Source organism: Cytobacillus sp. FSL K6-0129 (genome assembly GCF_038007625.1).
GTDB lineage: Bacteria > Bacillota > Bacilli > Bacillales > Cytobacillaceae > Cytobacillus > Cytobacillus kochii.
The window spans coordinates 3,861,473-3,885,672 of record NZ_JBBOXM010000001.1; the positions used below are offsets into that span (position 1 = coordinate 3,861,473).

The window sequence follows — 24,200 nt, forward strand, 5'->3', positions numbered from 1 at the left end:
AACAGCTTGATTGTACGCTAAAGCCAGTTCATATAGAGGATGACCCTTTTACATGTTACTTCGTATAGGTCTATAGGGAGGAGGATTGTGAAAACTAGTGAGCATAGGAGAGGGAATTTATCTTGTATTTGAAAAAAATTAAAAAAAGAAAGATAAGAGCTAATAGTGAAAAAATAGCTCTTATTCACATTTACTGAGTAAATATTATATTTTCTATTTCTTTAAGAATTTCAAAAGCCCCTTCTGATTTATTTGAGCAGACAACTATGGTAAGAGCTTGTTTTGGATAATGTACTGAACGATAATTTACTCCTGGATCATATCCCATCTGAATATATTTCACGATACCCAGTTCATTTGCTTCCATATAACCACCGTAACCGTAAAAGATATCTTCTGACACGTTTACTTGAGGAATCAATAAGTTTCGAGTCATATCTTTTGTTAAGAGTTTGCCATTCATTAACGATTCCCAGAATATCCCCATATCAATTGCAGTAACATAGGCACCGCCATCAGGTCCACCTTTTACAGGTAGAGAAAAAATATTCGATCTCAACGTTCCATCTGGTTTTTCCAAATATCCCAATGAAACGCTTTCGGGTAGTTCATCCATTGAAAAATATCCTGAGTCAGTCATGCCAGCTATTTCAAAAATATTTTTATTGATATAGTCAACAAAATTCATGCCACTGATATGTTCAATAATAAGGCCTAAAATAATATAGCCAGTATTATTGTATTTAAAAGGGCTATCCACTTTGGTTTTCATTTTTTTATATTGAAACATTGGCAAAAAGTCTTTTACAGAACGAATCTGATACATTGGCCTATCTTTCCAAAGGTCTTCATAATCATCCATTTCATCTTCGTCAAAATAATCCGGAATGCCAGATGTATGAGTTAGTAAATGATGAATGGTAATTTCTTTATCAAAATATGGAAATTCAATATCTAAACAATCGATGATTTTCGTGTCAAATGTGATACTACCTTCTTCTACCAACTTACAAATTGTAACAGATGTAAAGATCTTACTACCAGATGCAATTGAAAAGCGAGTATGTGAATGATTTTTGATTTTTTCAGAATGGATTGCGTAACCAAAGTTCTCTGTAAATATTGTACGATCATGCTTCTGTACACAAATACTCCCGGAAAATTGCACTTCCTGTTGCTTTTTTGTTAGACTATTCCATTTCGTTTGTTTATCCAATTTTAATTCCTCCTGAATGTGTATTTCATGAATTCATTTAATGAGGCACATTCAATTAACTTCTTCAATTTTGATAAAGAATCATTTTACTCTCCTCCTTCTCTTTTGAGCATAGCATGTTTCAATTTGTTAATACGATGATATATATTAATTTTATATAAAAATAGACAAAAAGAGCAGGAATTCATAGAGCAGATAAGTAGATTCAAACGCTACTCACTCAATACATAATAGAAATGACATTCAGTACCAAGGAGGCAAGTTTGTTGAACAAAAGATAATAGCTTTGTCATGTTTACAAAAATGTATAAGGTTTATAGAGTTTTGTACTAGTAAAAAAACTTTATATTTCTTTTCGTTTTAAGTCTTGTTACTCTGATTATATCTTGCAAAATGATAACAGATGAAACTAACCCCGCTTCTAACCGTATATTAGTAAAATCAGTCAGAAGGAGAATAAAGATGGATATAGATTTACCAATACCAAAACAGAGATTATCTAAGAATAGTATAAAAGCGATGCTAATTAGTGAACTAATTGGGAATGCGATATGGTTGCCAATTCTTGCTATACTTTTTTACGTTGACGCTCGATTTGATTGGTGGGATTGGGTAGGATGGGTTCTATGGATTGTCCTTGGTCTTACTGTTTTATCTATGATTTATTCGTTAACGATTCAACCCTACCTATTATATAAAAACTTCCGTTATGAAGTAGATGAGGAATTCTTGCAGATTAAGCAAGGAGTGTTTATAGAAAAATATGAATTAGTACCAATGACAAAGATTCAATCTGTGGCAACGAATCAAGGACCAGTTCAGAGAAGGTATCAATTATACGGTCTTTCTGTCGAAACGATGAGTTCAACCCATACAATCCCTATGCTATCAAAGGAAATAGCGATGCAACTGAGAAATACGATTGCTTATTATGCAAAAATAAAGGAAGTAGATGAATAATGGATTACAGACGATATTCTCGCTTAACCATTGTTTTTCATATATGGGGTGTTTTGAAGTTTTTCTTTTTTGCTTTTCTTTACTTATTTATTTTTAATCGAGAGGCCGATTGGATTGGTTACGGTAGAATTATTGCCGCCATACTACTTATTCTTTCTATTATTTTTGTTATCTTTAAATGGCTGACTACAACTTATAAGATAGATGAGGTCGCTTTTTACTTACGTGAAGGCTTTTTCACAAAACATAAACGAACCATTCCTTTTAGTAAGGTTCAAAATGTAAATAGACATACGACTTTTCTACATAAGTTAATAGGAAAGACCTCCTTGAAGTTTGAGACAGGTATGTCTGGTGAAGGTGGGACAATAAAATTCGAGGTGCTTTCTAAAGAAGAAGCGGACCATTTGGAAGACTGGATAGAAAAAAGTACACGTAATATCAAAGTGTCCGAAGGTGAAGAGGAAAAGGTAGAAGAATATATAGAAGATAGAAAACTGCATTTTGCTGCCAGCAAGAAGGATATTATAAAAGCTTCAATGACGTCATTAAGCTTTTTGCTTTTAATTCCTGCTTTAGGCTCACTGTTTTTTATGATCAATGATTTTATTAATGTCGAGAAAGAAGCGGAAGGTGCCATTCACTTTATATTAAGTGCCTGGTGGTTAACGGCACTTGTTGTTATTTTTCTTATTGTGGCTTCAACCATATTTGGCATGATAAAAACATATATAAAATATGGTAATTATCGAATTTATTCAGATGTTGATAGGATTTATATCTCTAGAGGCGTACTAGATGAAGTCAGCTTTTCTATTTCAAAGGAAAAGGTCCAAGCTGTCGAAATAACGCAAACGTTAATGAAAAGAATTTTACGTATTGCAGAAGTGAAACTAACGAGTGCTGGTCAGACAGGAGGAGGAGGCGGGGATTCCTCAATGGAGACAAGCTCTTTGTTCCCTTTTTTACCGCAGAAGGATGCCTTTCGTCTAATATATGAAATATTACCAGACTATGAAGTAGAAGAAGAGATGCACAAGCTTCCGAAAAATGCTCTTTTTGCCAGGTTGTTGAAACCTAGTTGGCTCTGGATCATTGCAACGGCATTATTATATTATTTCCAACCAAATGTGTTAAATATGAATATTCCATGGTGGTTGTTTTCATTGCTTGTACTTATTTTAGTTGTTTTACTAAGGTTCCTAGATTACTATAATAGCCGCTATGTGTTGAATGAGCGTTTTATTCAATTAAAGACTGGGAGCTTAGCGACGACGTTATTTCTAACTAGACGTGATAAAGTGATTGAAATTGAAATGAATAGGGGACCCCTCGAGAAAATACTAGGCATTGCTAAGATTACGACTATCAATCGAGCGCAACCTGTGCGACACACTCACATGTATGGTGTACCCGAATCCTTCCGTTTAGCGTTTTATCAATGGTATAAGAAGAGAGGATCAGAAATTGAATTAAAACAATAGATAGGGTGAATGTAAAATGAAAGCCGTAGTGATAGAGTCGTATGGTTCCTCAGACGTATTACAAGTAATGGATATAGACATACCACGGCCTTCTGCTCATGAAGTGCTCATAAAAGTGGATAAAACAAGTGTGAACTACGCTGATATTAAAAATCGCCAAGGGTTGAAGAAGAAAATAGAAGGTCCCACGATTCTTGGCCTTGAAGCGGCAGGAACGATTGCTGAGGTAGGTTCTGAAGTCAAAAAATTTAAAGTGGGGCAAAGAGTAGTAGCTTTTCCTGAAAAAGGATCTTATGCGCAATATACTGTGGCAAACGAAGCACTTACATTTGCCATCCCAAACGAGATTGATTTTACTACTGCAGCAGCAAGCCCTATTGTTTCCTTTTTATCCTACCAATTATTGAAGGACATCGCACGGATGCAATTAGGAGAGACTGTACTCATTCATGCAGCAGCTGGTGGTGTAGGCTCTACAGCCATCCAAATGGCAAAGGTATTTGGTGCGAAAACTGTAATTGGCACTGTTAGTAGGGAAGAGAAGTTTTCCACTGTGTTGGCAGCAGGAGCTGATTTGGCCATCACGTATGAGGATTTTTCTTCAAAAGTAAATGAATACACCGATGGAGATGGGGTTAATCTTATCTTAGATTCTGTTTCTGGCTCTGTATTTGAGGAAAGCTTTGCATGTTTAGCTCTATATGGAAAGATTGTGCATTTTGGCAATACGAGTAATCAAACGGGTAGGATCCCAACAACTGCTCTCCATAGCAGTTGTCGTTCAGTCCTTGGCTTTAGTTTTGGTACGACAAGAAAGAAAAGGCCAGATACAATCAAGCCCGTTGCCGATGAAGTATTTAAGTTATTGGTAAACGGGGATGTCCAAGTGAAAGTAGGGACAGAATACTCCTTGTATGAAGTGAAAAAAGCACATGAGATGATAGAGAATAGAGAGAATACTGGGAAAATCGTTTTAACAGTATCCTAGAAGAGGAGTGTTTTAGTTGATGGATTTCAAAGAGGTAATGAATGAATTAGAAGCATTAGGAAAAGAGCGAACGAAAAAAATTTATCTCTCAAACGGTGCACATGAGCCACTTTTTGGTGTTGCAACTGGAGCGATGAAACCGTTTGTGAAAAAAATAAAGATTGATCAATCATTAGCTGAGGAGTTATATGCAACAGGAAATTATGATGCGATGTACTTTGCGGGCATTATTGCCGACCCAAAAGCAATGACAAAGGAAGATTTTAATCGTTGGATAGACGATGCGTATTTTTATATGCTATCAGACTATGTTGTAGCGGTTACTTTAGCTGAATCACCGATTGCCCAGGAAGTTGCCGATGAATGGATTGCCAGCGGGGATGAGCTGAGAATGTCTGCTGGTTGGAGTTGTTATTGTTGGTTATTAGGTAATCGGAAAGACGACGAATTTGACAAGAGCAAATTATCGGATAGGCTAGATCAGGTGAAGGAGAACATTTATGACGCACCTTTAAGAACAAAGGTATCAATGAATAACTTCTTATATACCGTTGCGATCTCCTATATTCCTCTAAGTGAAAAAGCAGCTGAAGTGGCAGAGGAAATCGGAGCCATCGAAATCAAAAGAGAGAGAAAGAAGAATGGCGTCCTTCATGCGTATGAAAATATTCAAAAAGACTTAGATAAAGGTCGTTTAGGTTTTAAGCGGAAATATGTGAGATGTTAGAAGTAAAATGAAGTTAGGATCAATTCTATTGATCCTGGCTTTTTTGTTAGTTTTCTAATCATTAACACGCTTACATATATCTTTGCGAATATATCAAGCCATAAATCAGAAGAGAAGTGTTCAAATTTAGGATTTACGGACACTCCATGCATTTTTATAATTTAACATAAATTTCTAATTTCATTAAAATATATGCAATCCCCGTATTGTCTACAATGAATGGACATCCCATATGACTAAGAAAAGATAATTATCACCTCTTTAAGTTCTTCCTGTAACATTGCAATAACCAACCTTTTTTTACTCTTAGTTTCCCTTACATTTCATAATATTCCCCTTCTGCAGAATTTCTTTTGTTCGTATTAAAATCTGTTTGAGAACATAACCTTAACGATTTTTATCATAGTTTTGCTTACACGTTTATAAACTGATGAAAAGGGCTTGCCTATAAAAATAAGCGTATAGGGGGAAACAATTTGAAGCGAAGTGTTTGGAGGAAGATTGTCCTGTTAGTCGTTGTTGCCATCGCTCTAGCTGGTTGTTCGGGAGGCGGTTCTGAGATTGGTGGAGCAGTCATTGAGAAAGGAAATGATCGAGTATTAACCGTTGCAGTTGGAACGGATATGGTGACATTTGATATTCATGACCATAATAATACGTCGACGGAAGCGATTCATGTGAATATGTTTAATTATTTGTTTAAAAAAGATAAGGATGGCAATATTCATCCAGAGCTTGCCACCGGCTATGAGAAAATCGATGACTTGACCTATCAGGTAAAACTACAGGAAGGTGTTACTTTTCATAACGGTGATCCTCTCACAGCGGAGGATGTGAAATTTACGTTAGAAAGAGTAGCAAAAGATGACACTTTGCAGGAGTACCCCAATTATAAGCAGATAAAAGAAATTCAAGTGATTGATGAGCTCTCTTTCAATATTGTGACACAATCACCAGAGCCTTCCTTATTCCACCGTTTATCCAGACTTGGTTCAGGTATCTTGCCTAAGAACTATATTGAAGAGAATGGTTGGGAGCATTTTCTATCTAATCCTGTTGGTACAGGACCATTTCAATTCAAAGAATGGAAACGTGATAATCGCATCGTTTTCACACCATATGAGAATTATTTCGCAGGAAAAGTAGAAGAATGGGATGAGCTTGTTTTCCGAGTTATTCCAGAAAACTCAACAAGAGTGTCAGAGCTTTTAACAGGTGGGGTTGATATGGCTGTTAATATTCCTCCGTCTGATTGGGAACGAGTGAATAGTAATGAGGGGACATCTATTGTACAAGAAAGGTCAAACCGAGTCGTAATGCTAATTTTGCGGGCGACAGAAGGGCTTCCAACTGCTGATGTCCGTGTACGTCAGGCTCTAGACTTTGCTATTAATAACAAAGCGATTACCGATAATGTCTTGCAAGGTGGAGGTATTCCAACAAGAACAAGAGTAGGTCCAGGTAATTTTGGGCATCATCCTGACCTTTATGATACTTACAATTATGATATTGAAAAAGCAAAAGCATTACTAGCTGAGGCAGGTTATCCAGATGGCTTTGAGATGACTTTGCATTCACCGAAAGGGCGCTATTTACAAGATGCAGAAGTGGCAGAAATGATAGCGGGTATGCTTGCGGAAATTAATGTGAAAGTAAATATCGAGTTCATGGAATGGAGTAATTTTGTAGAAATGCGTACGGCTAACGAGAATAAGGATGCTTATTTAATCGGTCTAGGTAATTCCATGTTTGACGGTGCTTACTCGGTCGATTGGTATCGTGCTGAACGTTTTGAAGGGCATACAGATTATAAGAATGATCGAATAGAAGAATTGCTCGCAACCTCTGCCGTCAATATGAATGAGGAAGAACGAGCCAAGCAAATACAAGAAATTGAAGCGATTGCCGCTGAAGAAGTGCCACATATTATGCTTCATGAGGAAAAAATCAATATCGGTGTAAATGATGCGATTGATTTTGTTCCTACCCCAGATGAAATGATTTATGCACCAACTATTAAAAGGAAAGCAAGTGAATAAATAAAGCTGATATTCGTGGGTGAATGGATGGTTCCATCCATTTCCCCATCTCTATTACTTTTCGCTATAGGGGGACAATAGTGGGCAAATATATTATGAGACGATTACTTCAAATTATACCGGTGCTGTTTATCATTTCTTTTATCGTGTTTTGCCTTGTTTATGTGGCAGGCGATCCTGTTGCATTAATGTTACCTGAAGATGCGAGTCAAGAGGATATATTACAACTTCGCGAATCACTAGGGCTAAATGAGCCTTTTTATATTCAATATTTCAACTATATGGTCGGACTTGCCCAACTTGATTTTGGTGAATCATTTCGTTATAACACGAGTGCCTTACCTATTGTGTTGGAGCGCTTACCGGCGACAATTGAATTAGCTGTAGCAGCTATGATTGTGGCCATAATGATAGCTATCCCTCTTGGTATTTGGTCGGCGACGAAGAAGAATTCTGCTATCGACGTCGTAGCGACAGGGGGAGCGGTAATCTGGAAGGCGATGCCGAATTTTTGGTTAGGGATTATGCTCATTTTGATTTTCTCCGTCATGTTAGGATGGTTCCCGGTTTCAGGGCGGGGTACATGGAGTCATCTGATCTTACCGGCAATTACGCTTGGCACAGGGATTGCTGCTGAGATGACCCGGTTTATTCGCTCAAGTATGTTAGAAATTATGAACCAAGACTATGTTCGTACGGCAAGAAGTAAAGGGTTAAAAGAGTTTTTTGTTATCCATAAACATGCTTTTCGTAATGCCCTTATTCCAGTTGTTACGATTACCGCGCTACAAACCTCAACCGTTGTTGGCGGCACATTAATAACCGAGAGCGTATTTTCATGGCCAGGGTTAGGACAACTACTCATTCAAGCAGTGAATACAAGGGATATGGCAATCGTACAGGCTAGTGTGTTTATTATTGCATTTATTGTTATTGCTATGAACCTACTAGCAGATATTCTTTATAAATTATTGGATCCCCGCATTACATTTCGCTAAGGAGGAGTGGTTGTTTTGGAATCAAAGGAAAACCAATTGTCAGATGTCTTAGTGAAAAGTAAGCAGGGTCACCTCAAGCGGTGGCTCAGGTTATTATTAAAAAGTAAGACGGGTACTATTGGCTTACTAATCGTATTACTCATTATTTTTATAGCGATATTTGCGAAGTTATTAGCACCCCACGATCCGAACCAGATTAATGCGGCAATGATGTTGAAACCCCCGGTTTGGGTAGAAGGTGGGGTTACTGACTATATTTTAGGAACAGACAATCTTGGTAGAGATATTTTAAGCAGAATAATTTATGGCTCACAAATTTCTTTAGTTGTTGGGGTTGCCTCTGTCATCTTGGCAGGTATTATTGGTATTTTTATCGGTCTAGTTTCAGGTTTTTATGGTGGTTTCCTAGATAATATTTTAATGAGAATAGTTGATTCCTTTTTAGCGATACCAACCATCCTCTTTGCGCTTGTCATCTTGACTGTTTTTGGCCCAAGTGCGTTTACGTTGATTGTTGTATTAGGTGTAACGAATTGGGTGCAGTACGCTCGTTTAATACGAGGAGAGGTACTGTCTTTAAAAGAAAGAGAGTTTGTCAGGGCTGCAAGGTCTATGGGAGTGAGGGATCATAAGATTATCCTAAAACATTTATTGCCAAATGTAATATCCCCGTTCATTGTCATTTCTACATTAAGCGTGGCAACCACGATTATATTAGAAGCTTCTTTAAGTTTTCTAGGTTTAGGAATTCAACCACCGACCATTTCTTGGGGGGGCATTTTAAGTGATGGTAGAGATTATGTAGCAACCAGTTGGTGGTTGGCGGCATTTCCTGGTTTAGCGATAACAATCACCGTCCTAGGGATGATTTTCTTAGGTGATTGGCTAAGAGATGTGTTAGACCCGAGAGAAAAGAAAGTGTAGGAGGAGGGAATTGCGTTGGACCGAGAGAGCTTGTTAGAAGTGCGTGACTTGAAGACTTATTTTTATACGGAAGATGGTGTGATTCCTTCTGTTGACGGTGTGTCATTTACGATAAAGAAAGGCGAGACTGTCGCTGTTGTAGGAGAGTCAGGCAGTGGTAAAAGTGTAACATCTTTATCTATTATGGGGTTGCTAGATGCTGCTGGAAAAATTGAAAGTGGCACCATCAAATTTGAAGGTAATGATGTAACAAAACTATCAAAAAAAGATCGAAGGAAATTGCGCGGAAATGAGATGGCGATGATATTTCAAGAACCACTCACCTCTCTTAATCCTTTATTTACAGTAGGTAATCAAATTTCTGAAGCAATTAAAATCCATCAAAAAGTAGATAAAAAAGAGGCGAAAAAGAGAAGTATCGAGATTTTAAAAAAAGTAGGCATAGCTCGTGCGGAGAAGATATATCATTCTTATCCTCATCTATTAAGTGGAGGCATGCGTCAACGTGTAATGATTGCGATTGCCTTATCATGTAACCCGAAACTATTAATTGCAGATGAACCGACAACCGCACTCGATGTAACTATCCAAGCGCAAATACTCCAATTAATGAAAGAGCTGATAAAAGACAAGCAAACTTCTATTCTATTTATTACACATGATTTAGGCGTGGTAGCTGAGATGGCTGATCAGGTGATTGTCATGTATGCTGGTCAAGTTGTTGAATATACGGATGTGTTTACACTGTTTAAAGAAGCTGCTCATCCTTATACGAAGAGTTTATTAGCTAGTACGCCTAAAATCCACGAACAAACAGAAAAACTGCAAGTCATCGAAGGAACTGTACCCAATCCGAATGCTATGCCAAGTGGATGTCGCTTTCATACACGTTGCCCATATGTAATGGAAAAATGTATGAACAATGAGCCCGTACTTACCAACATCCATAACCGTCATCAAGTGAAGTGCTGGTTATATGAAGAGGAGGGGTGACAAAGACATGACAGTTATTTTAAGTGTAAGGGGTTTAAAGAAATATTTTGATGTGACTGAAGGGTGGTGGAAGAAGGAGAAACAATACTTAAAAGCAGTTGACCACATATCCTTCGATGTGAACGATGGGGAAACATTAGGGATTGTTGGGGAGTCTGGTTGTGGGAAATCGACAACAGGTAATTTAATTATGCAGATGTTAGAAAAAACAGAAGGAGAAATAATATTTCAAGGAGTAGACCTTTCCACTCTATCCAAACAAGAGCTAAGAAAGAAACGGGCGGAAATGCAGATGATTTTCCAGGACCCTTTTTCCTCGTTAAACCCTCGGATGAAAATATTTGATATTATTGCAGAACCGTTATTGACCCATCTTAATTTAAGTAGTGAAAGATTGAAGGAAGAAGTTTTGTCGTTGATGGATCAGGTAGGTCTTGATCGTTCATATATTCACCGCTACCCCCATGAATTTAGTGGTGGTCAGAGACAAAGAATCGGCATTGCTCGGGCCATTGCATTAAAACCTAAGCTCATTATTTGTGATGAGCCTGTATCTGCATTAGACGTTTCCATTCAATCACAAATCCTTAATTTAATGTCTAAATTACAGAAAGAGTTACGATTAACCTTTATCTTTATTGCACATGGCCTACCAGCAGTTAAATATATTAGTGATAAAATTGCGGTCATGTATCTTGGGAAAATTGTTGAACTAACGACAAAAGAAAAACTCTTTTCAAAACCCCTTCATCCGTATACAGAGGGACTTTTATCAGCAGTTCCCCTTCCTGACCCGATGTTAAGGAATAAAAAAGAAGGTGTTATTTTGGAGGGTGATATTCCAAGCCCAACCAATATTCCTTCTGGCTGTCGTTTTCATCCACGATGTCCACATGCACAAGAAAAATGTAAGAAAGAGGAACCAACATTTATTGCCCATGAGGAAGAGCACTATGTTGCCTGCCATTTTCCATTAAAAGAGGGTGTTGGTGTGTTGGAAAAATAGATAAAGGAGATGTATAAAAGGTGGAGGGATATATACAACAGCGAAAAACAGAAATGCTGCAATTAATTGAAAAACTTGTCAATATTGATAGTGGTTCATATGTAAAGAAAGGGATAGATGAAATCGGGAGAATTCTACAGAAAAAATACGAAGAAATTGGATTTGTTGTAGAGGTGAAAACAGAAGCAAAATACGGCAACCACCTTGTTATTCGACATGAGCATAGTCTGCACCCCAAAATTATACTGGTAGCCCATATGGATACGGTTTTTCCTGAAGGTACGGTGAAGAAGCGCCCGTTTCAAATGAAAGGAAGCAGAGCTTATGGACCTGGTGTCGTTGATATGAAGTCGAGTTTAGTTGAGCTTTTATATGCTATGAAAGCATTAGTACACTGTGGGTCAAATGCCTGTGAGAACGTGCAAATTATCTTAAATGGTGATGAGGAAATTGGTTCACCGTCATCGCGTGAATTAATAGAGGAACAATCGATGGGAAAAGAATATGCACTTATTATGGAGCCGGCAAGAAAAGATGGTTCACTTGTGACAGCAAGAAGAGGCGGGGGAAGATATAAGCTCATTATTAAAGGCAAAGCCGCCCATTCAGGTATTGAGCCAGAAAAGGGAAGGAGTGCGATTGAAGAACTAGCTTATAAAATCATCCAGCTGCATAATTTAACAAATCATGAACAGGGCATTAGTGTTAACGTAGGCATCATTTCTGGTGGTTCTTCTGTTAATACCATTTCTGATAATGCCGTCGCTCATATTGATATTCGCATCACTGAGAAAGAACAAGCACAAGAATTAGAAAAGAAGATTAAAAGAATATGTGCCAATACAGAAGTGAGAGGAACGGAAATTCAATTAGAAGGGGCAATTAGCAGACCACCAATGGAATACAACGAGCAAACAGAAAAGCTATTACACATTATTCAAGAAGTAGGCGAAGAAATTGGTCTTCATGTCCATAATACTGCAACGGGTGGGGGTGGCGATGCCTCTTTCACTTCAGCAACGGGTGTGCCTACAGTTGATGGTCTAGGTCCAGTTGGTGGGAATGCTCATAGTAAAGAGGAGTATATTGAAATTGACACATTAACAGAAAGAACCATTCTTCTTGCAAAGACAATTGAGCGTTTGTCCCGATGATTTTTTTGGAAGCTACCACTCGTTTGGTAGCTTTCATTATGGAGTTGTGAGGTCATATCCTAAAGGTCATTCAGAAGTATAAGTTGTAAATTTTTTGTATCAATTATTACAGGAAAGTAATTTTCTTCTCTATATGTATACATTTTTACTCGAAGGGACCTTAAAATTTGTAGGTGATGGCCTTTCTATACTAAACTACTCTAAAGCGAACATCATAAAGTTATGTTGTTCCTTCAAATGAGGTGATTAGAATGGAATTTAATCAGCTAGCGAGCAGTGTAGTAATTGAAATGGTAGAGGGACGCCCCTCTTTAAGATCATATAGTGACCAGCTAGAACTGATTGGTGTTGGAAGAAGCGCTTTTGTTTTCAAAATTACGAAGCAAGCGATTGCTATAAAAGTATACTTCCCACAAATGGAAGATATCGCAAAGGTGGAAGCGGCAAATTATCAACGAATTCAAGGTAATCCCTATTATCCACATCTTTATGATTATGGTGATTCTTATATTGTCATCGACTATATAGAAGGCTTTACGCTCTTCCAATGCTTAGAGAAAGGTATTCATATAAAAACAGAACATATAGAGTCTGTCCAATTAGCCTTACGTTCAGCTACAGAAGCAGGCCTGAAGCCGTCAGATATACATTTGCGCAACATTATGATTGATCGAAACGGTAATATAAAACTGATTGATATTGCTCGTTTTAATTCGAAAAACATCGATAAACAATGGACAGACTTACAGAATGCGTACTACCGATATTACGCCAACAAATGGTTCCCGAAGAAAATCCCTACAGTCATCTTGAATTTCATAGCCGACATATATAAAAAGAGATTCCTTCCAATGTCTGTGAGAAAAGTAATCTTTCAGGATAAAAATGGGATACATGTATAATAGAATGATAAAATCAAACATGAACTACTCTTGTATAAAAAGGAGTGTTCATGTTTTTTTGTTGTTTTAGACAGTGAGATTGATTTTGGAGTCATAGGGCGCGACTAAAGTCTGTTAGAGTTTGAAAATTAAAAATAGGCGTACAAGGTACGATAACAATAGTAGTTTATCTATAGTTGTAGAAGGAGTATGTAAAAATGAAATGGTGGATGAAATTAGTAGGGTGGGTCGTTTTTGTCATTTATATACTGTTGTTAACGAAATTCATTCTTTTTAAATATCCATATAGTTACTCTAGTATTTTAAATAATTTCATAGGGAATAATCCTTACTTTTCGTGGTACAATCATAATTTTATTCCATTTAAAACCATCACAGAGTATCTTAAATTATCAAATGAAATTTCTTTATCTATTTTTGGGAATTTGATTGGTTTTCTCCCCTTTGGATTTCTAATGCCATTATTATTCCAACGCTTTTACCGTTTGAAGAAGGTAACTACAGCAACGTTTACTCTTAGTCTTTTTTATGAATTATGCCAACTCTTTTTCAGTATGGGGAATTTTGATGTAGATGATTTACTGTTAAATACTTTTGGTGGCATTATTGGCTATTGGATATTCATGCTTAGCTATTTCATATTCCAAAAACATAGGACGGTAAGGAATAAACATTTATTGTTTTTCAATAAATAATGAGGTAAGATAGGCATAATTAGAATTAGTGAGGTGTGTTTATGAGACAAGGGAAAGTGCTCTTTTTAAAAGTGGTGATTGTGATTCTTGGCTTGATTGTGTTAGGGATCTGCATCGGCTTGCCTTTTTTAGCAAAAGAAACAGCAGAGCTGAATCCAGCATATGCTTATTTAAAATATCCCGTATTATTTGGAATGTACCTAACTGCAATCCCGTTCTATTTTACTTTGTATCAAGGATCTAAGCTGTTAAGATATATTAGTGTTAATGAAAGTTTTTCTGAGCATTCCGTAGCTGCGCTAAGAGCTATTAAATATTCCTGTGCTAGTATTAGTGTAATCTATCTAATTGGTATGATATTTTTATTTACGCAAGATGCCCTTCATCCAGGAGTGGCTTTGATGGGATTTGCTATTATATTTGTAACAACGATTCTTTCGATTTTTTCCGCAGTCCTTCAAGAACTTTTATATAATGTATTAAAAATAAAGTCAGAAAATGATTTGACCATCTGAGGTGAGAATGTGGCCATTATCGTCAATATCGATGTAATGTTAGCAAAAAGAAAAATGAGTGTAACAGAATTATCAGAACGAGTAGGCATCACGATGGCGAATTTGTCCATTCTAAAAAATAGTAAAGCAAAAGCAGTCAGGTTCTCCACGTTAGAAGCAATTTGTAAAGCATTAGATTGCCAGCCTGGTGATATACTTGAATATCAAGAAGATAAACAGACCGATTCTGCTACATAACTCAACTATCACAAGCGACTTTTCTCAAGGAAAGTCGTTTTTTTAAAATAAGAAAATGTAAAGTTACCTTGACGTTAAGTTAGCTTTACTATAAAATGGCTATAATTAGGAGTGGTACATATGGAGAATCGTTTAATGCACTATAGAAAAGAGTTTGGTTATTCCCAAGATCGTTTAGCTTCCACTTTAGGCGTTTCAAGGCAAACAATTATTTCAATTGAAAAAGGAAAATATAACCCCTCCTTACCACTCGCCTTTGAAATTGCTCATTTATTTCAAGCAAAGATAGAAGATATTTTTATATATGAAAAGCCTTTGAAAGGAGAGGAGTAAAATGGAAGGTTCAAGAAGAATATTTATTGTTATTGGATCTTTTCATCTCATCATTTCGCTATTTTTACTGACTGTATCGATTTTAGCGACAGAACTGACCATGACTTTCTTGATGCCCCTTGCGATCGCAATTATGTGCTATTGTTTAGGTTATTTATATCCAGAATGGAAGCAAAAGGATGAACGAATGCGTTTAATCCGGACAAAGGGGTTATCAGCTTCTTTTATCGCTCTTTTGCTATACTATTTTGTTTTTAGCGGATTATTGCAATTCAGTGTCATCAGTATAACAGCCATACAATTGTTAAACTTGCTAGGTGCCCTAATGATTATCACCGTTTTTCTAAGCTTTGTTATTTTTGCAAAAATCTATTAATCAATGAAAGTGGTGAAACGATGAATGTCTTTTTCCCGTTTCTCGTCTTTATGATTGCCTTCCTCTCAATCGCATTTTTAATTAGAAAAGATAAAAACGAGCAAAAGAAATTAACGAAGAGGGGCTGGGTGAAATTCGGTTTATTATTAGCTGTCGTTTTTGTTCTTGTTGCTTCCTTTGTTCTTAAGTGACTCACAAACCTCATTTGCGAAGCGCTCAGTTTCTTTTCTCACCTTGAGAGACTCGCAAACCTCATTTGCGAAGCGGTCAGTTCCTTTTCTCTTACTGAGAGACTCGCAAACTTCATTTGCGAAGCGCTCATTCTCTTTTCTCATCTTAAGTGACTCACAAACTTCATTTGCGAAGCGGTCATTCTCTTTTCTCACCTTGAGAGACTCGCAAACCTCATTTGCGAAGCGCTCATTCTCTTTTCTCACCTTGAGAGACTCGCAAACCTCATTTGCGAAGCGCTCATTCTCTTTTCACCTACTGAGAGACTCACAAACTTCATTTGCGAAGCGCTCATTCTCTTTTCTCACCTTGAGAGACTCGCAAACCTCATTTGCGAAGCGGTCAGTTCCTTTTCTCAACTTGTTTCGAACTAAAGAAGTGTGACTGTCTTCTAAATGCTCAATGAAAACCTTAAATGGATGAAATAGATCAATTAGATAATTAGCATCGATAAAAGATTTTTAGAAATCGGAGCCACAATCATTTTCATAGTGTACTATTATATTATTATTCGATATCAACTGGAGGTAAGAATGAAAAAACAGCGATTGTATGGTATCCGCAGTTCAGTGAATACGAATTAAGTGTGGTACAATCTGTGTTAATGCAAGGAAATAAACAGATTATTACTGTGGGAGTGAGCGAGGAACCGGTTCGAGGTGAAGCTGGATTAGTCTGTGTTCTGGATATATCTATTGTTTTAGAGGAAGAGCGGTTACTACAATTGATTAAAACAAGCTTTTTAAACATGACTATAAAATTGGGAGCATTTCAAGTTCTCCTCATTTATTGGCATCGGCAGGTGGGCTGAAGCGGAAAAATTATATAGTCGGTTTACCGCTTGAATATCTAGAAAATTCTGATGTGTTTAATGAAACGAAATTTATCGCAAACGGATTAATACAGGATGGGTCGTTATTAACGCCAAAGGCTCAAGTTTCAACACATGCGGTTTACTTTTCGGTTCTATGTTAGGTCTAACCTTTAATGAAAGGTGGTATGGTAATGGAAGGTTTTCCTGAATTAGAAACAAGTCGTTTAAAATTATTAGAAGTAAAAGAAGTATATGCTTGGGAATATTATGCGGTTTTATCGAATGAAAAAGTGACGAGATATTATGGTATGGATACTTTTACGGATTATAACCAAGCAGTAAATATGATTAAACTCATGCAGGAGACTTTTCAGAAGCAGCGGGGAATCAGATGGGCAATCGTACTGAAAGATTCTGAGAAACTAATTGGTACAGTTGGCCTTAACTTATTGAATAGAGGTCAGTCTAGAGCAGAAATCGGTTATGAGCTCCATCCAGATTTTTGGAGAAAAGGGATAGCAAGTGAGACTCTAGAAAAGGTATTACAATACACATTTGAAACATTACAATTAAATCGTGTTGGTGCAATTACTTTTCCTCAAAATAAAGCTTCGATTGAATTGCTTAATCGTTTCAGATTTCAGCAAGAAGGCATACTGAGACAATATCTCTATCAGAATGGAGAGTCACATGATGCTTGTATTTTTTCCTTATTAAAAAATGAATGGATGACAAGATAATATGAAACTACAAATGTTGACCCACCAAGACATTGATGGCATCATTCGACTATCACAATCTGTTGGCTGGGATTATGATCAAGCTGAAGTAACGACTATTTTAAATTCAAGTAAGGTTTTTGGACATAAAAATGAGGCTAGTGAGGTAGTGTCGTCTGCAGCAATTATTCCATACGGGCAGAAGGCTGCTTCGATTGGTATGGTGATTGTTCATGAGGAGTACCGAGGAAAGGGGTTAGCAAGGGCCTTAATGAAGGAATGTATTGGCCAAGTAGATGAGCAAACAATCATTCAATTAATCGCAACTGCCAATGGGCGGCCGGTGTATGAAAAAATCGGTTTCCACATGGCAGGGGCAGTAAAGAAATTGATTGCGCCAATTCATTTTTTAAACAATCATAAGCTTATATCCTCGCCACAAGTGGTGCCATTTCAGCAAAAGGATTTTCAAGAAGTGATTGCCCTAGATGAGAAAGCCTTTGGTGCTAATCGAACACAGTTCCTCTCGGAGAGAATTAGACAAAGTAAAGATTGCCTAATCCTTAAAAGTAAGGAAGGAAAGATAACCGGGTACGGTCTTTCAATTTTTGGTCCAGTTTATACGATTCTTGGCCCAATCATTGCACCAGATACCCACTCAGCATTTCAAATCATCAGTCAGCTTAAGAAAAGAGAAGGAAATGGCGTAAGGATAGATATTTTATCACAACAAAACGAGCTGCAGGAATTGCTAGTAGCAGCCGGTTTTGAGTTGATTAATGAGCCACCAATGATGATGTTACATTCAAATAAGATACCAACAAGAACGGATCAACTATTTGCCATTGCCTCGCAGGCTTTTGGATAAATAATTTAGGTTATTCTTTCTTTTCCTTTTCCTTCAATAACGCAATCATTTCTTCATGCAATTCATTAGATTTAGCTAATTTACGTTCTATAGAAAATAAAGTAGCCATGACAAAGATAAATCCTATTACGGCAATGAACATATGGATTACTCCTTTTTTACACCTATTTTATAATGGGACAAGTTTAGATATATAGTGAAAAAGGTAGGATTTGTAAGGAGTTATTGCTTTTTAATCCCAGCAGCATAGAATGGCCCATTCAGGGTAATGGTGGATAATATATGAGCTATTTCTTCAGGTGTTTCATTCTTATCCCCAAGTAACCATTGTTGCAGGACACCAATATGTGCTGAAGCGATATAAGATATTAAGTATTCCCTTGGAACAAGTAGTTGATCTTCTTTAATCAGTGGCCCATTGGGGTCATCGAATAGCTTTTTGAACATAAATTTTTTTACCTTTGTTTGGAAAGAAAGATCACCTTTTGGTCCTAAAATGGCTTTCAGAAAGTCTTTATGGTGTTCAATGTATTGGAAAATACCTATGATTAGTGAAAACGAACCACCAGGGTATTGATTGACTTGTTCATATACTTTAGGGATGTTTTTCTGAGCAATCTCAGATAATCCAAGCATAATTTCTTCCTGACATTTATTCATCAAATCGTATTTATCCTCATAATGTGCATAAAAGGTTCCTCTATTGATTCCGGCTCTTGTTGTAATATCTTTCACTGTTACTGCTTCAAAACCCTTTTCTTCAATTAATTCCGCGATTGCTTTTCGAATAGCTTGTCTTGTGCGTGTTACCCGTAAATCTTGATTCTTGTTTGTCAAAAAAATCCCTCCATAAGCGACAGATTATAAGAATATGTTCCATAAAGAACAGATTCTCTCTTTTTGATTATTGAATGGCCAACCTCTTGATATTTATAATTATAACCAACAACGTGTTGTTTAATATTATATCTTAAAAAGGAAGGCGACCATATGAAAATTTTTAAAGATAAATTAACATTGGCTACACCCATTCTCGCATTTGTTATAATGTTTATCTTTTCACTGACGTTATTTCCAACAGTTAATCCCACACCTGAAAACTTACCTGTTGCGATAGTCAATGAGGATGAAGGGATGGAAGTAAATAATCAAGGATCTATCAATATAGGGGAGACGATGGTTGAAAACATCAGGGAAGCGGGTAGTAGTACAGATGATGATGAAGCTGCAGTGAAGTGGGTCGAGGTTAAGAACAAGGAAAAAGTAGTAGAAGATCTCGATAACCAAGAATATTATGCTGCTCTTGTCATACCAAAAGATTTCAGTGAAAAACAAGCTTCATTAAAAACAAATCATCCAGCAAATCCTGAAATCGATATCATCATTAATCAAGGGATGAATGCCGCTGCCTCCTCTATGGCTAATCAAATGCTTAATCAAATGGTTGATCAATTAAATCAGCAGTTACGTGCGCAAATTTTTGCGGAGTTAAAAACGGCAGATACAGCTGTTTCTGTTTCACAAGCAGAGGTGTTAGCTGAACCGATTGAAGTGAATCATCAGAACGTGAATGCGGTTGGAGAAAACAGCGCAAATGGTAATGCACCAGTCTCTTTATTCCAGCCACTTTGGATTGCAGTCATGGCAATTGCAGCAATATTGTTTATTGCTGTGAACAAAATGACCGTACATTCACGTAAAGAAAACATTACTATAAAAGTGGGCCAAATTGTAATTGGTCTGTTTGCTTCTTTAATCATTGGATTTGGTCTGCCATGGTTAGCGGAAGACCTAGTTGGAATGAACATTCCATCATTTATGGACACGGCGTTATTTTTATCAGCTACATCCTTCTGTTTCTTTTTAATGATCTTAGCTGTTTTATCTTTGTTAGGCATTAAGGGTATTGCTATTTTCGCGCTTCTATTATTCTTTGGCGCCCCATTATTATCTATGGCTCCTGAGATGATGTCTTCATTCCATCAAACTTGGATCTATTCTTGGTTACCAATGAGATTTCTAGTAGAAGGATTGAGGGAGTTATTCTATTTTGGGCAATCGTTCTCATGGGATTTGATTTCCGTCCAGTTTTGGATTGGTTTAGTCAGTATAATAGTGATTTTCTTAACAGCACTAAAGTTGAAGCCCATAAAATAGTGAGATGAGGGAGTACTTGTGAATAATCAAGTGTTAATTGTAGGCGCAGGTCCGACCGGGTTAGCTTTAGCATTAGGCCTTACTAAACAAAACATTCCATGTAAAATTATCGATAAGAATAAGGGCCCTGGTGAGGAATCGAGAGCAATGGTCGTTCAGGCAAGGATTCTTGAATTTAACTAATAAACCATCGATTGAAGTACTTCCAATACGACTTATACAAATCATGAGTTTTTGGAAGAGTTATCCTATCTTAAAATGAGTAACTTAATAGCTTAGGCGGAGGTCACTTACCCTATGTTCTTTCCAGAATATGAGGGAGGTGACCGAAATGGACCTTCTATTGGATTTACTAGTGATTCTTGCTAAAGAAATTATACTCAATATGTTGCTTTCTTTTTAGTAAGATTCCTACTAAAGTATCCAAAAAAAAACGCCGGTAAAAAGACTCGCCAGTCTCGGGTGGCTTTAGATGTAAGATTTAACTAGTTAACTTCGCGCCTAGGCGGGAAATTATTAGACAGGATGTTCTCGCATCCTGTCTTTCATATTATAGGTCCATAATAGCACAATTCTCTGTAAAATAAACTAATCAGTTATTCACATCATTGCTATCTACAACTGTTTACGAATAATTGTTCATCTATGTTATTAACAGTTCTTGTATATTAAACCTCTAACTGATAAAGTGAAAAGATAATCTCAATAAGGTGGAGGAAATACATGATAAATCGAGGTAGTCATATACCGCTGTATATCCAAGTAGCGAAAGATATAGAAAATAAGATAAAAACAGGTGAGTATAAGCCAGGTGATAAAATTAATACAGTTAATGAATTGGTGAAAATATATAAAGTGAGTCGTGTCACGATTGTACAAGCTTTGGATAATCTGGTTGAAAATAATATTATTATTTCAAGACAAGGGAAAGGGTCCTATGTAAAAATACATAAGCATACGGAGGACCTAAATAAATTAAGAAGTTTTCAAGAGATTAACGAACTTGAAAAAGAAGATGTAGCACAGCAAATCCTTTCATTTAAAATCATTGAAAGACCATTATACCTAGAATCAATTTTCATTCAAGATGCTAAACTATTAGAAATTAAAAGATTACATACAAAAGAAAATATACCATTAGCATATATTGAAATATACCTACCTGAAAGTATTGGACTTAAATTATCTATCGGAGAAGTTCAGAATAAGTCACTTTACAATGTATTAGCTACTCATTCCATTGAAATAATAAAAGCGATCCAAAAAATTGAGGCAAAGCCCGCAGAATCAAATATAGCAGAGGTATTACAAATAAAAAAAGAATCTCCTGTGTTAACCGTAGAGAGAACATCACATGATATCAAAAACCAAAATATTATGTTTAGTCGTTTTTATTATAGACATGATGCATATAGCTTCATCGCTCATATGAATAGATAAAAACTCTTCTTTTGAAGAGTTTTTTTGTTATGAAACCTCACATAATGATTGACAATTTAGAAATTATTAATTATATTTTCTATAACATCTAATAACACTTAATAATTATTAATAACAATTAGATGTATTGTATAAAACAGGAGGAAGCCAAATGTATGATCGTCTCGACCAAATAGTTAACATTGATTATAACAAAAGAAGTATTCACCACTTATATGATGCATCCAGGGCTCTAGTTAAAATACCTTTAACTGAGAAAGCTGCTGAAATAATTCAGGAGTTACCGGAAAATCGTTTTGTTTTTTTTTCAACTGGATCCGTTACTAGATCTTGGGTTACACCTACTATCGGTGAAACAGATGGACCACCTGGGACTGCAATACTTGCAAGAGTAATTAGGGAATATAGAGGAGCAATTCCTATAATCTTAACTGAAGAATCTCTAGTAAAAGCAACAATTCCTATTCTAAAGGCTGCGGGGCTTGCTGTTGTAACACCAGAACAAGCACTAGCTGCTCAACAATATCACGAAAAAGGATATACATCTGTAGCTTGCATCTTACCATTTCCAACAGAGGATCATGAAGCGGATGAAGTATCCTCACAATTAATTAACCAATTTAATCCTGCTGCTGTAATTTCTATAGAAAAAGCTGGGAAAGGTGAGAAAGGAACTTATCATAATATGAGAGGACATGACTATTCATCGGGTAGAGCACGTATTGATTATCTAATAAATAAGGCCATGGATAACAATATTCCAACTATTGCGATTGGCGATGGTGGAAATGAAATTGGAATGGGAAATGTTTTAGAAGCAGTCGAAGAATTCGTACCACATGGTAAAACAATCGCTTCTGTCACAAAGGTTGATTTATTACTAACAGCATCAGTATCAAACTGGGGATGTTATGCCGTATGTGCAGCCTTAGCATTAAAGAATAAAAATTTAAATTATCTACATAATGAAGCGGATGAGAGAAGAATGCTTGATGCAGCAATATTATCTGGACATGTTGATGGAGCGACAGGAAAAGCAGAAGCAACAGTTGATGGTTTTCCATTATCAACTAACATTGCAATAATTGAAATGTTAAATTCAGTTGTAAAGAAAGAGGTATAGGGGGATAACAATGACTAATAATGTTAAAGGTATTAGTTTAGATGTTTTTGGGAATGTAATTGATCAAGAAGTTGGCTACGCAAGGGGCAAAATACTACAAGACTCATTTTCAGAAAAAACAAAACAACAGCATGCTGTCCGTTGCATTAAAGAATATATCGAAACATATGGCGAAGATAAATTGTATATTTTTACAGGAAATATACGAGATAATCAATTAGAAACAGGTGATTTAGGAATTAGATCTGAAGAGTGGGTTGGCCCATCATTATTTCAACACGAGCTAAAAAAAGCAGTGTTAAACCATTTCGGGTTAGAAGGTAATCATCACGAGGAATATGATATAGCCATTTTTAATCGAACAAGTGCAGCAATTATAAGTTCTATTTTAGCATTCTCCAAGCCCGATACAACAGTAATATCTTTTGCGGCTGGAAAGAAAGCACACCCATCGGTAAGTAGAGGGGTAAAGTTGGCAAAAGCAAACCTTTTTGAAATTGATAATTCAGAAGAATTAAACCAAATAGATTTACCAAAAGGTACAGTTTGTGTAGTTACAGGAGTTACAAGTGAATTATTAATACTGGATAGAGAAGAAATTATAAATGGAATCAAAATTGCCAAAGAAAAAGGATTTATTGTTGTTGTTGACGATGCTTATGGAGCCAGAATAAGACCAATATTATTAGGACATCCACACGCACTAAACATGGGAGCAGATATTGTTATAAGCAACAATGACAAAGCTGCATTACACGGTCCAAGAGCTGGAGTTATGGGAGGAAAAAAAGACCTTGTGATAAAAGCCTCTGCTAAAGCCAGTGAATTTGGATTAGAAGCTAGGGCTCCTATTGCTTTAGCTGTATTAAGATCAATTAGCAATTTTAGAGAGCAAGACTTAATTGGCGAGAAGAATGTTGGGGACCTTCTGTTTGAAAAATTATCTCAAGAACTAGGCACAGACAAAGTTAGAAAGACTTTATTGGGGCCAGAGATTTCTGCTGAGAATGTGACAAAATATATCTTGGAAAGAAAAAATATTCAATCTATTAATCTTGTACCTGCTGAAATCAGCACTGCCATTGGATTTATTCTACTAGAGAAGTATGGAATTATAACTACCAATACATGTGGGATGCCAGGTGCGCGTGTATCACTACGATTGAAAACTAGTGAAGATACCGTAATTAGATTTGGAGGTATAGATCTACTAGTCCAAGCTGTATTAAATTCTATCAACACAGTGGCTGATTATGTTAAGGACGAACAGAAGATTAAGAGATTAATTCTAGGACAGTGAG

At 36.5% G+C, this 24,200-nt stretch carries 26 protein-coding genes and 1 pseudogene; 24 read left to right on the forward strand and 3 right to left on the reverse strand.

Going from position 1 to position 24,200, the window contains the following annotated elements:
- Positions 1 to 190 precede the first annotated feature (190 nt).
- Entirely contained in the window at positions 191 to 1,216 is a 1,026-nt protein-coding gene (locus tag MHI57_RS19650; RefSeq protein ID WP_340977944.1) for a serine hydrolase domain-containing protein, read from the reverse strand.
- A gap of 462 nt (positions 1,217 to 1,678) precedes the next feature.
- On the opposite strand from MHI57_RS19650, the gene MHI57_RS19655 reads away from it, so the two are divergent.
- From MHI57_RS19655 to MHI57_RS19745, 19 genes are all read left to right on the forward strand, one after another.
- Positions 1,679 to 2,176: a PH domain-containing protein gene (locus MHI57_RS19655; protein WP_307314982.1), complete on the forward strand. Its 498-nt coding sequence runs from the start codon at positions 1,679 to 1,681 to the stop codon at positions 2,174 to 2,176.
- Positions 2,176 to 3,660, forward strand: a complete 1,485-nt coding sequence (locus tag MHI57_RS19660) for a PH domain-containing protein (protein ID WP_322910120.1) — start codon at positions 2,176 to 2,178, stop codon at positions 3,658 to 3,660. Before MHI57_RS19655 ends, MHI57_RS19660 begins: the two co-directional genes overlap by 1 nt.
- 16 nt (positions 3,661 to 3,676) lie before the next feature.
- Positions 3,677 to 4,648 (forward strand): quinone oxidoreductase family protein, encoded by a 972-nt coding sequence (locus tag MHI57_RS19665; RefSeq protein WP_322910119.1) that lies wholly within the window; start codon positions 3,677 to 3,679, stop codon positions 4,646 to 4,648.
- 19 nt (positions 4,649 to 4,667) lie between these two features.
- Positions 4,668 to 5,375, forward strand: coding sequence for a DNA alkylation repair protein (locus MHI57_RS19670; protein ID WP_322910220.1), 708 nt, complete (start codon positions 4,668 to 4,670; stop codon positions 5,373 to 5,375).
- A gap of 476 nt (positions 5,376 to 5,851) precedes the next feature.
- A complete protein-coding gene (locus MHI57_RS19675; RefSeq protein WP_340977948.1) occupies positions 5,852 to 7,414 on the forward strand; it encodes an ABC transporter substrate-binding protein in 1,563 nt (520 codons plus the stop codon).
- 80 nt (positions 7,415 to 7,494) lie between these two features.
- Complete coding sequence (locus tag MHI57_RS19680) at positions 7,495 to 8,412, forward strand: ABC transporter permease (RefSeq protein ID WP_095370522.1); 918 nt, start codon at positions 7,495 to 7,497, stop codon at positions 8,410 to 8,412.
- A gap of 15 nt (positions 8,413 to 8,427) precedes the next feature.
- A complete protein-coding gene (locus MHI57_RS19685; protein WP_340977951.1) occupies positions 8,428 to 9,336 on the forward strand; it encodes an ABC transporter permease in 909 nt (302 codons plus the stop codon).
- Positions 9,337 to 9,351: 15 nt separating this feature from the next.
- Positions 9,352 to 10,329 carry an ABC transporter ATP-binding protein gene (locus tag MHI57_RS19690; protein WP_340977953.1) on the forward strand — a complete coding sequence of 326 codons (978 nt, stop codon included), beginning with the start codon at positions 9,352 to 9,354 and terminating at the stop codon, positions 10,327 to 10,329.
- 7 nt (positions 10,330 to 10,336) lie between these two features.
- Entirely contained in the window at positions 10,337 to 11,335 is a 999-nt protein-coding gene (locus MHI57_RS19695; protein WP_340977955.1) for an ABC transporter ATP-binding protein, read from the forward strand.
- Positions 11,336 to 11,355: 20 nt separating this feature from the next.
- Positions 11,356 to 12,489 carry a M20 family metallopeptidase gene (locus MHI57_RS19700; protein ID WP_095370518.1) on the forward strand — a complete coding sequence of 378 codons (1,134 nt, stop codon included), beginning with the start codon at positions 11,356 to 11,358 and terminating at the stop codon, positions 12,487 to 12,489.
- A 251-nt stretch (positions 12,490 to 12,740) separates the two neighbouring features.
- On the forward strand, positions 12,741 to 13,391 hold the full coding sequence (locus MHI57_RS19705; protein WP_328198427.1) for a protein kinase family protein: 651 nt from the start codon (positions 12,741 to 12,743) through the stop codon (positions 13,389 to 13,391).
- Positions 13,392 to 13,588: 197 nt separating this feature from the next.
- Positions 13,589 to 14,086, forward strand: coding sequence for a VanZ family protein (locus MHI57_RS19710; protein WP_340977957.1), 498 nt, complete (start codon positions 13,589 to 13,591; stop codon positions 14,084 to 14,086).
- 41 nt (positions 14,087 to 14,127) lie between these two features.
- Positions 14,128 to 14,601 carry a DUF2975 domain-containing protein gene (locus tag MHI57_RS19715; protein ID WP_095370516.1) on the forward strand — a complete coding sequence of 158 codons (474 nt, stop codon included), beginning with the start codon at positions 14,128 to 14,130 and terminating at the stop codon, positions 14,599 to 14,601.
- Positions 14,602 to 14,610: 9 nt separating this feature from the next.
- Positions 14,611 to 14,838 (forward strand): helix-turn-helix domain-containing protein, encoded by a 228-nt coding sequence (locus MHI57_RS19720; RefSeq protein ID WP_095370515.1) that lies wholly within the window; start codon positions 14,611 to 14,613, stop codon positions 14,836 to 14,838.
- 120 nt (positions 14,839 to 14,958) lie between these two features.
- Complete coding sequence (locus MHI57_RS19725) at positions 14,959 to 15,171, forward strand: helix-turn-helix transcriptional regulator (protein WP_095370514.1); 213 nt, start codon at positions 14,959 to 14,961, stop codon at positions 15,169 to 15,171.
- A gap of 1 nt (position 15,172) precedes the next feature.
- On the forward strand, positions 15,173 to 15,547 hold the full coding sequence (locus MHI57_RS19730) for a permease (RefSeq protein ID WP_307314954.1): 375 nt from the start codon (positions 15,173 to 15,175) through the stop codon (positions 15,545 to 15,547).
- A gap of 20 nt (positions 15,548 to 15,567) precedes the next feature.
- Positions 15,568 to 15,738, forward strand: coding sequence for a DUF3976 domain-containing protein (locus MHI57_RS19735; RefSeq protein WP_322910113.1), 171 nt, complete (start codon positions 15,568 to 15,570; stop codon positions 15,736 to 15,738).
- 1,045 nt (positions 15,739 to 16,783) lie between these two features.
- Positions 16,784 to 17,332 carry a GNAT family N-acetyltransferase gene (locus tag MHI57_RS19740; RefSeq protein ID WP_340977961.1) on the forward strand — a complete coding sequence of 183 codons (549 nt, stop codon included), beginning with the start codon at positions 16,784 to 16,786 and terminating at the stop codon, positions 17,330 to 17,332.
- 1 nt (position 17,333) lies between these two features.
- Positions 17,334 to 18,179 (forward strand): GNAT family N-acetyltransferase, encoded by an 846-nt coding sequence (locus tag MHI57_RS19745; RefSeq protein ID WP_340977963.1) that lies wholly within the window; start codon positions 17,334 to 17,336, stop codon positions 18,177 to 18,179.
- Positions 18,180 to 18,189: 10 nt separating this feature from the next.
- Here the strand turns inward: MHI57_RS19745 and MHI57_RS19750 are convergent, their stop codons facing one another.
- On the reverse strand, positions 18,190 to 18,321 hold the full coding sequence (locus tag MHI57_RS19750; protein ID WP_267892255.1) for a hypothetical protein: 132 nt from the start codon (positions 18,319 to 18,321) through the stop codon (positions 18,190 to 18,192).
- A gap of 80 nt (positions 18,322 to 18,401) precedes the next feature.
- Positions 18,402 to 19,016 (reverse strand): TetR/AcrR family transcriptional regulator, encoded by a 615-nt coding sequence (locus MHI57_RS19755; RefSeq protein ID WP_095370507.1) that lies wholly within the window; start codon positions 19,014 to 19,016, stop codon positions 18,402 to 18,404.
- Between the two features lie 159 nt (positions 19,017 to 19,175).
- Here MHI57_RS19755 and MHI57_RS19760 point away from each other — a divergent pair, with 159 nt between their 5' ends.
- The 5 genes and pseudogenes from MHI57_RS19760 to MHI57_RS19780 all read left to right on the forward strand — a co-directional run bounded on the left by MHI57_RS19760 (position 19,176) and on the right by MHI57_RS19780 (position 24,199).
- A complete protein-coding gene (locus tag MHI57_RS19760; protein ID WP_340978667.1) occupies positions 19,176 to 20,336 on the forward strand; it encodes a YhgE/Pip domain-containing protein in 1,161 nt (386 codons plus the stop codon).
- Between the two features lie 18 nt (positions 20,337 to 20,354).
- Positions 20,355 to 20,513: pseudogene (locus tag MHI57_RS19765) on the forward strand (FAD-dependent oxidoreductase); the annotation flags it as partial.
- 546 nt (positions 20,514 to 21,059) lie between these two features.
- Positions 21,060 to 21,776: a GntR family transcriptional regulator gene (locus MHI57_RS19770; protein WP_340977966.1), complete on the forward strand. Its 717-nt coding sequence runs from the start codon at positions 21,060 to 21,062 to the stop codon at positions 21,774 to 21,776.
- Between the two features lie 151 nt (positions 21,777 to 21,927).
- The gene (locus MHI57_RS19775; RefSeq protein ID WP_340977968.1) at positions 21,928 to 22,899 is read left to right on the forward strand and encodes a DUF4392 domain-containing protein; all 972 of its coding nucleotides are present in this window, start codon (positions 21,928 to 21,930) and stop codon (positions 22,897 to 22,899) included.
- Between the two features lie 10 nt (positions 22,900 to 22,909).
- Positions 22,910 to 24,199 (forward strand): hypothetical protein, encoded by a 1,290-nt coding sequence (locus tag MHI57_RS19780; protein WP_340977969.1) that lies wholly within the window; start codon positions 22,910 to 22,912, stop codon positions 24,197 to 24,199.
- Position 24,200: the final 1 nt, after the last annotated feature.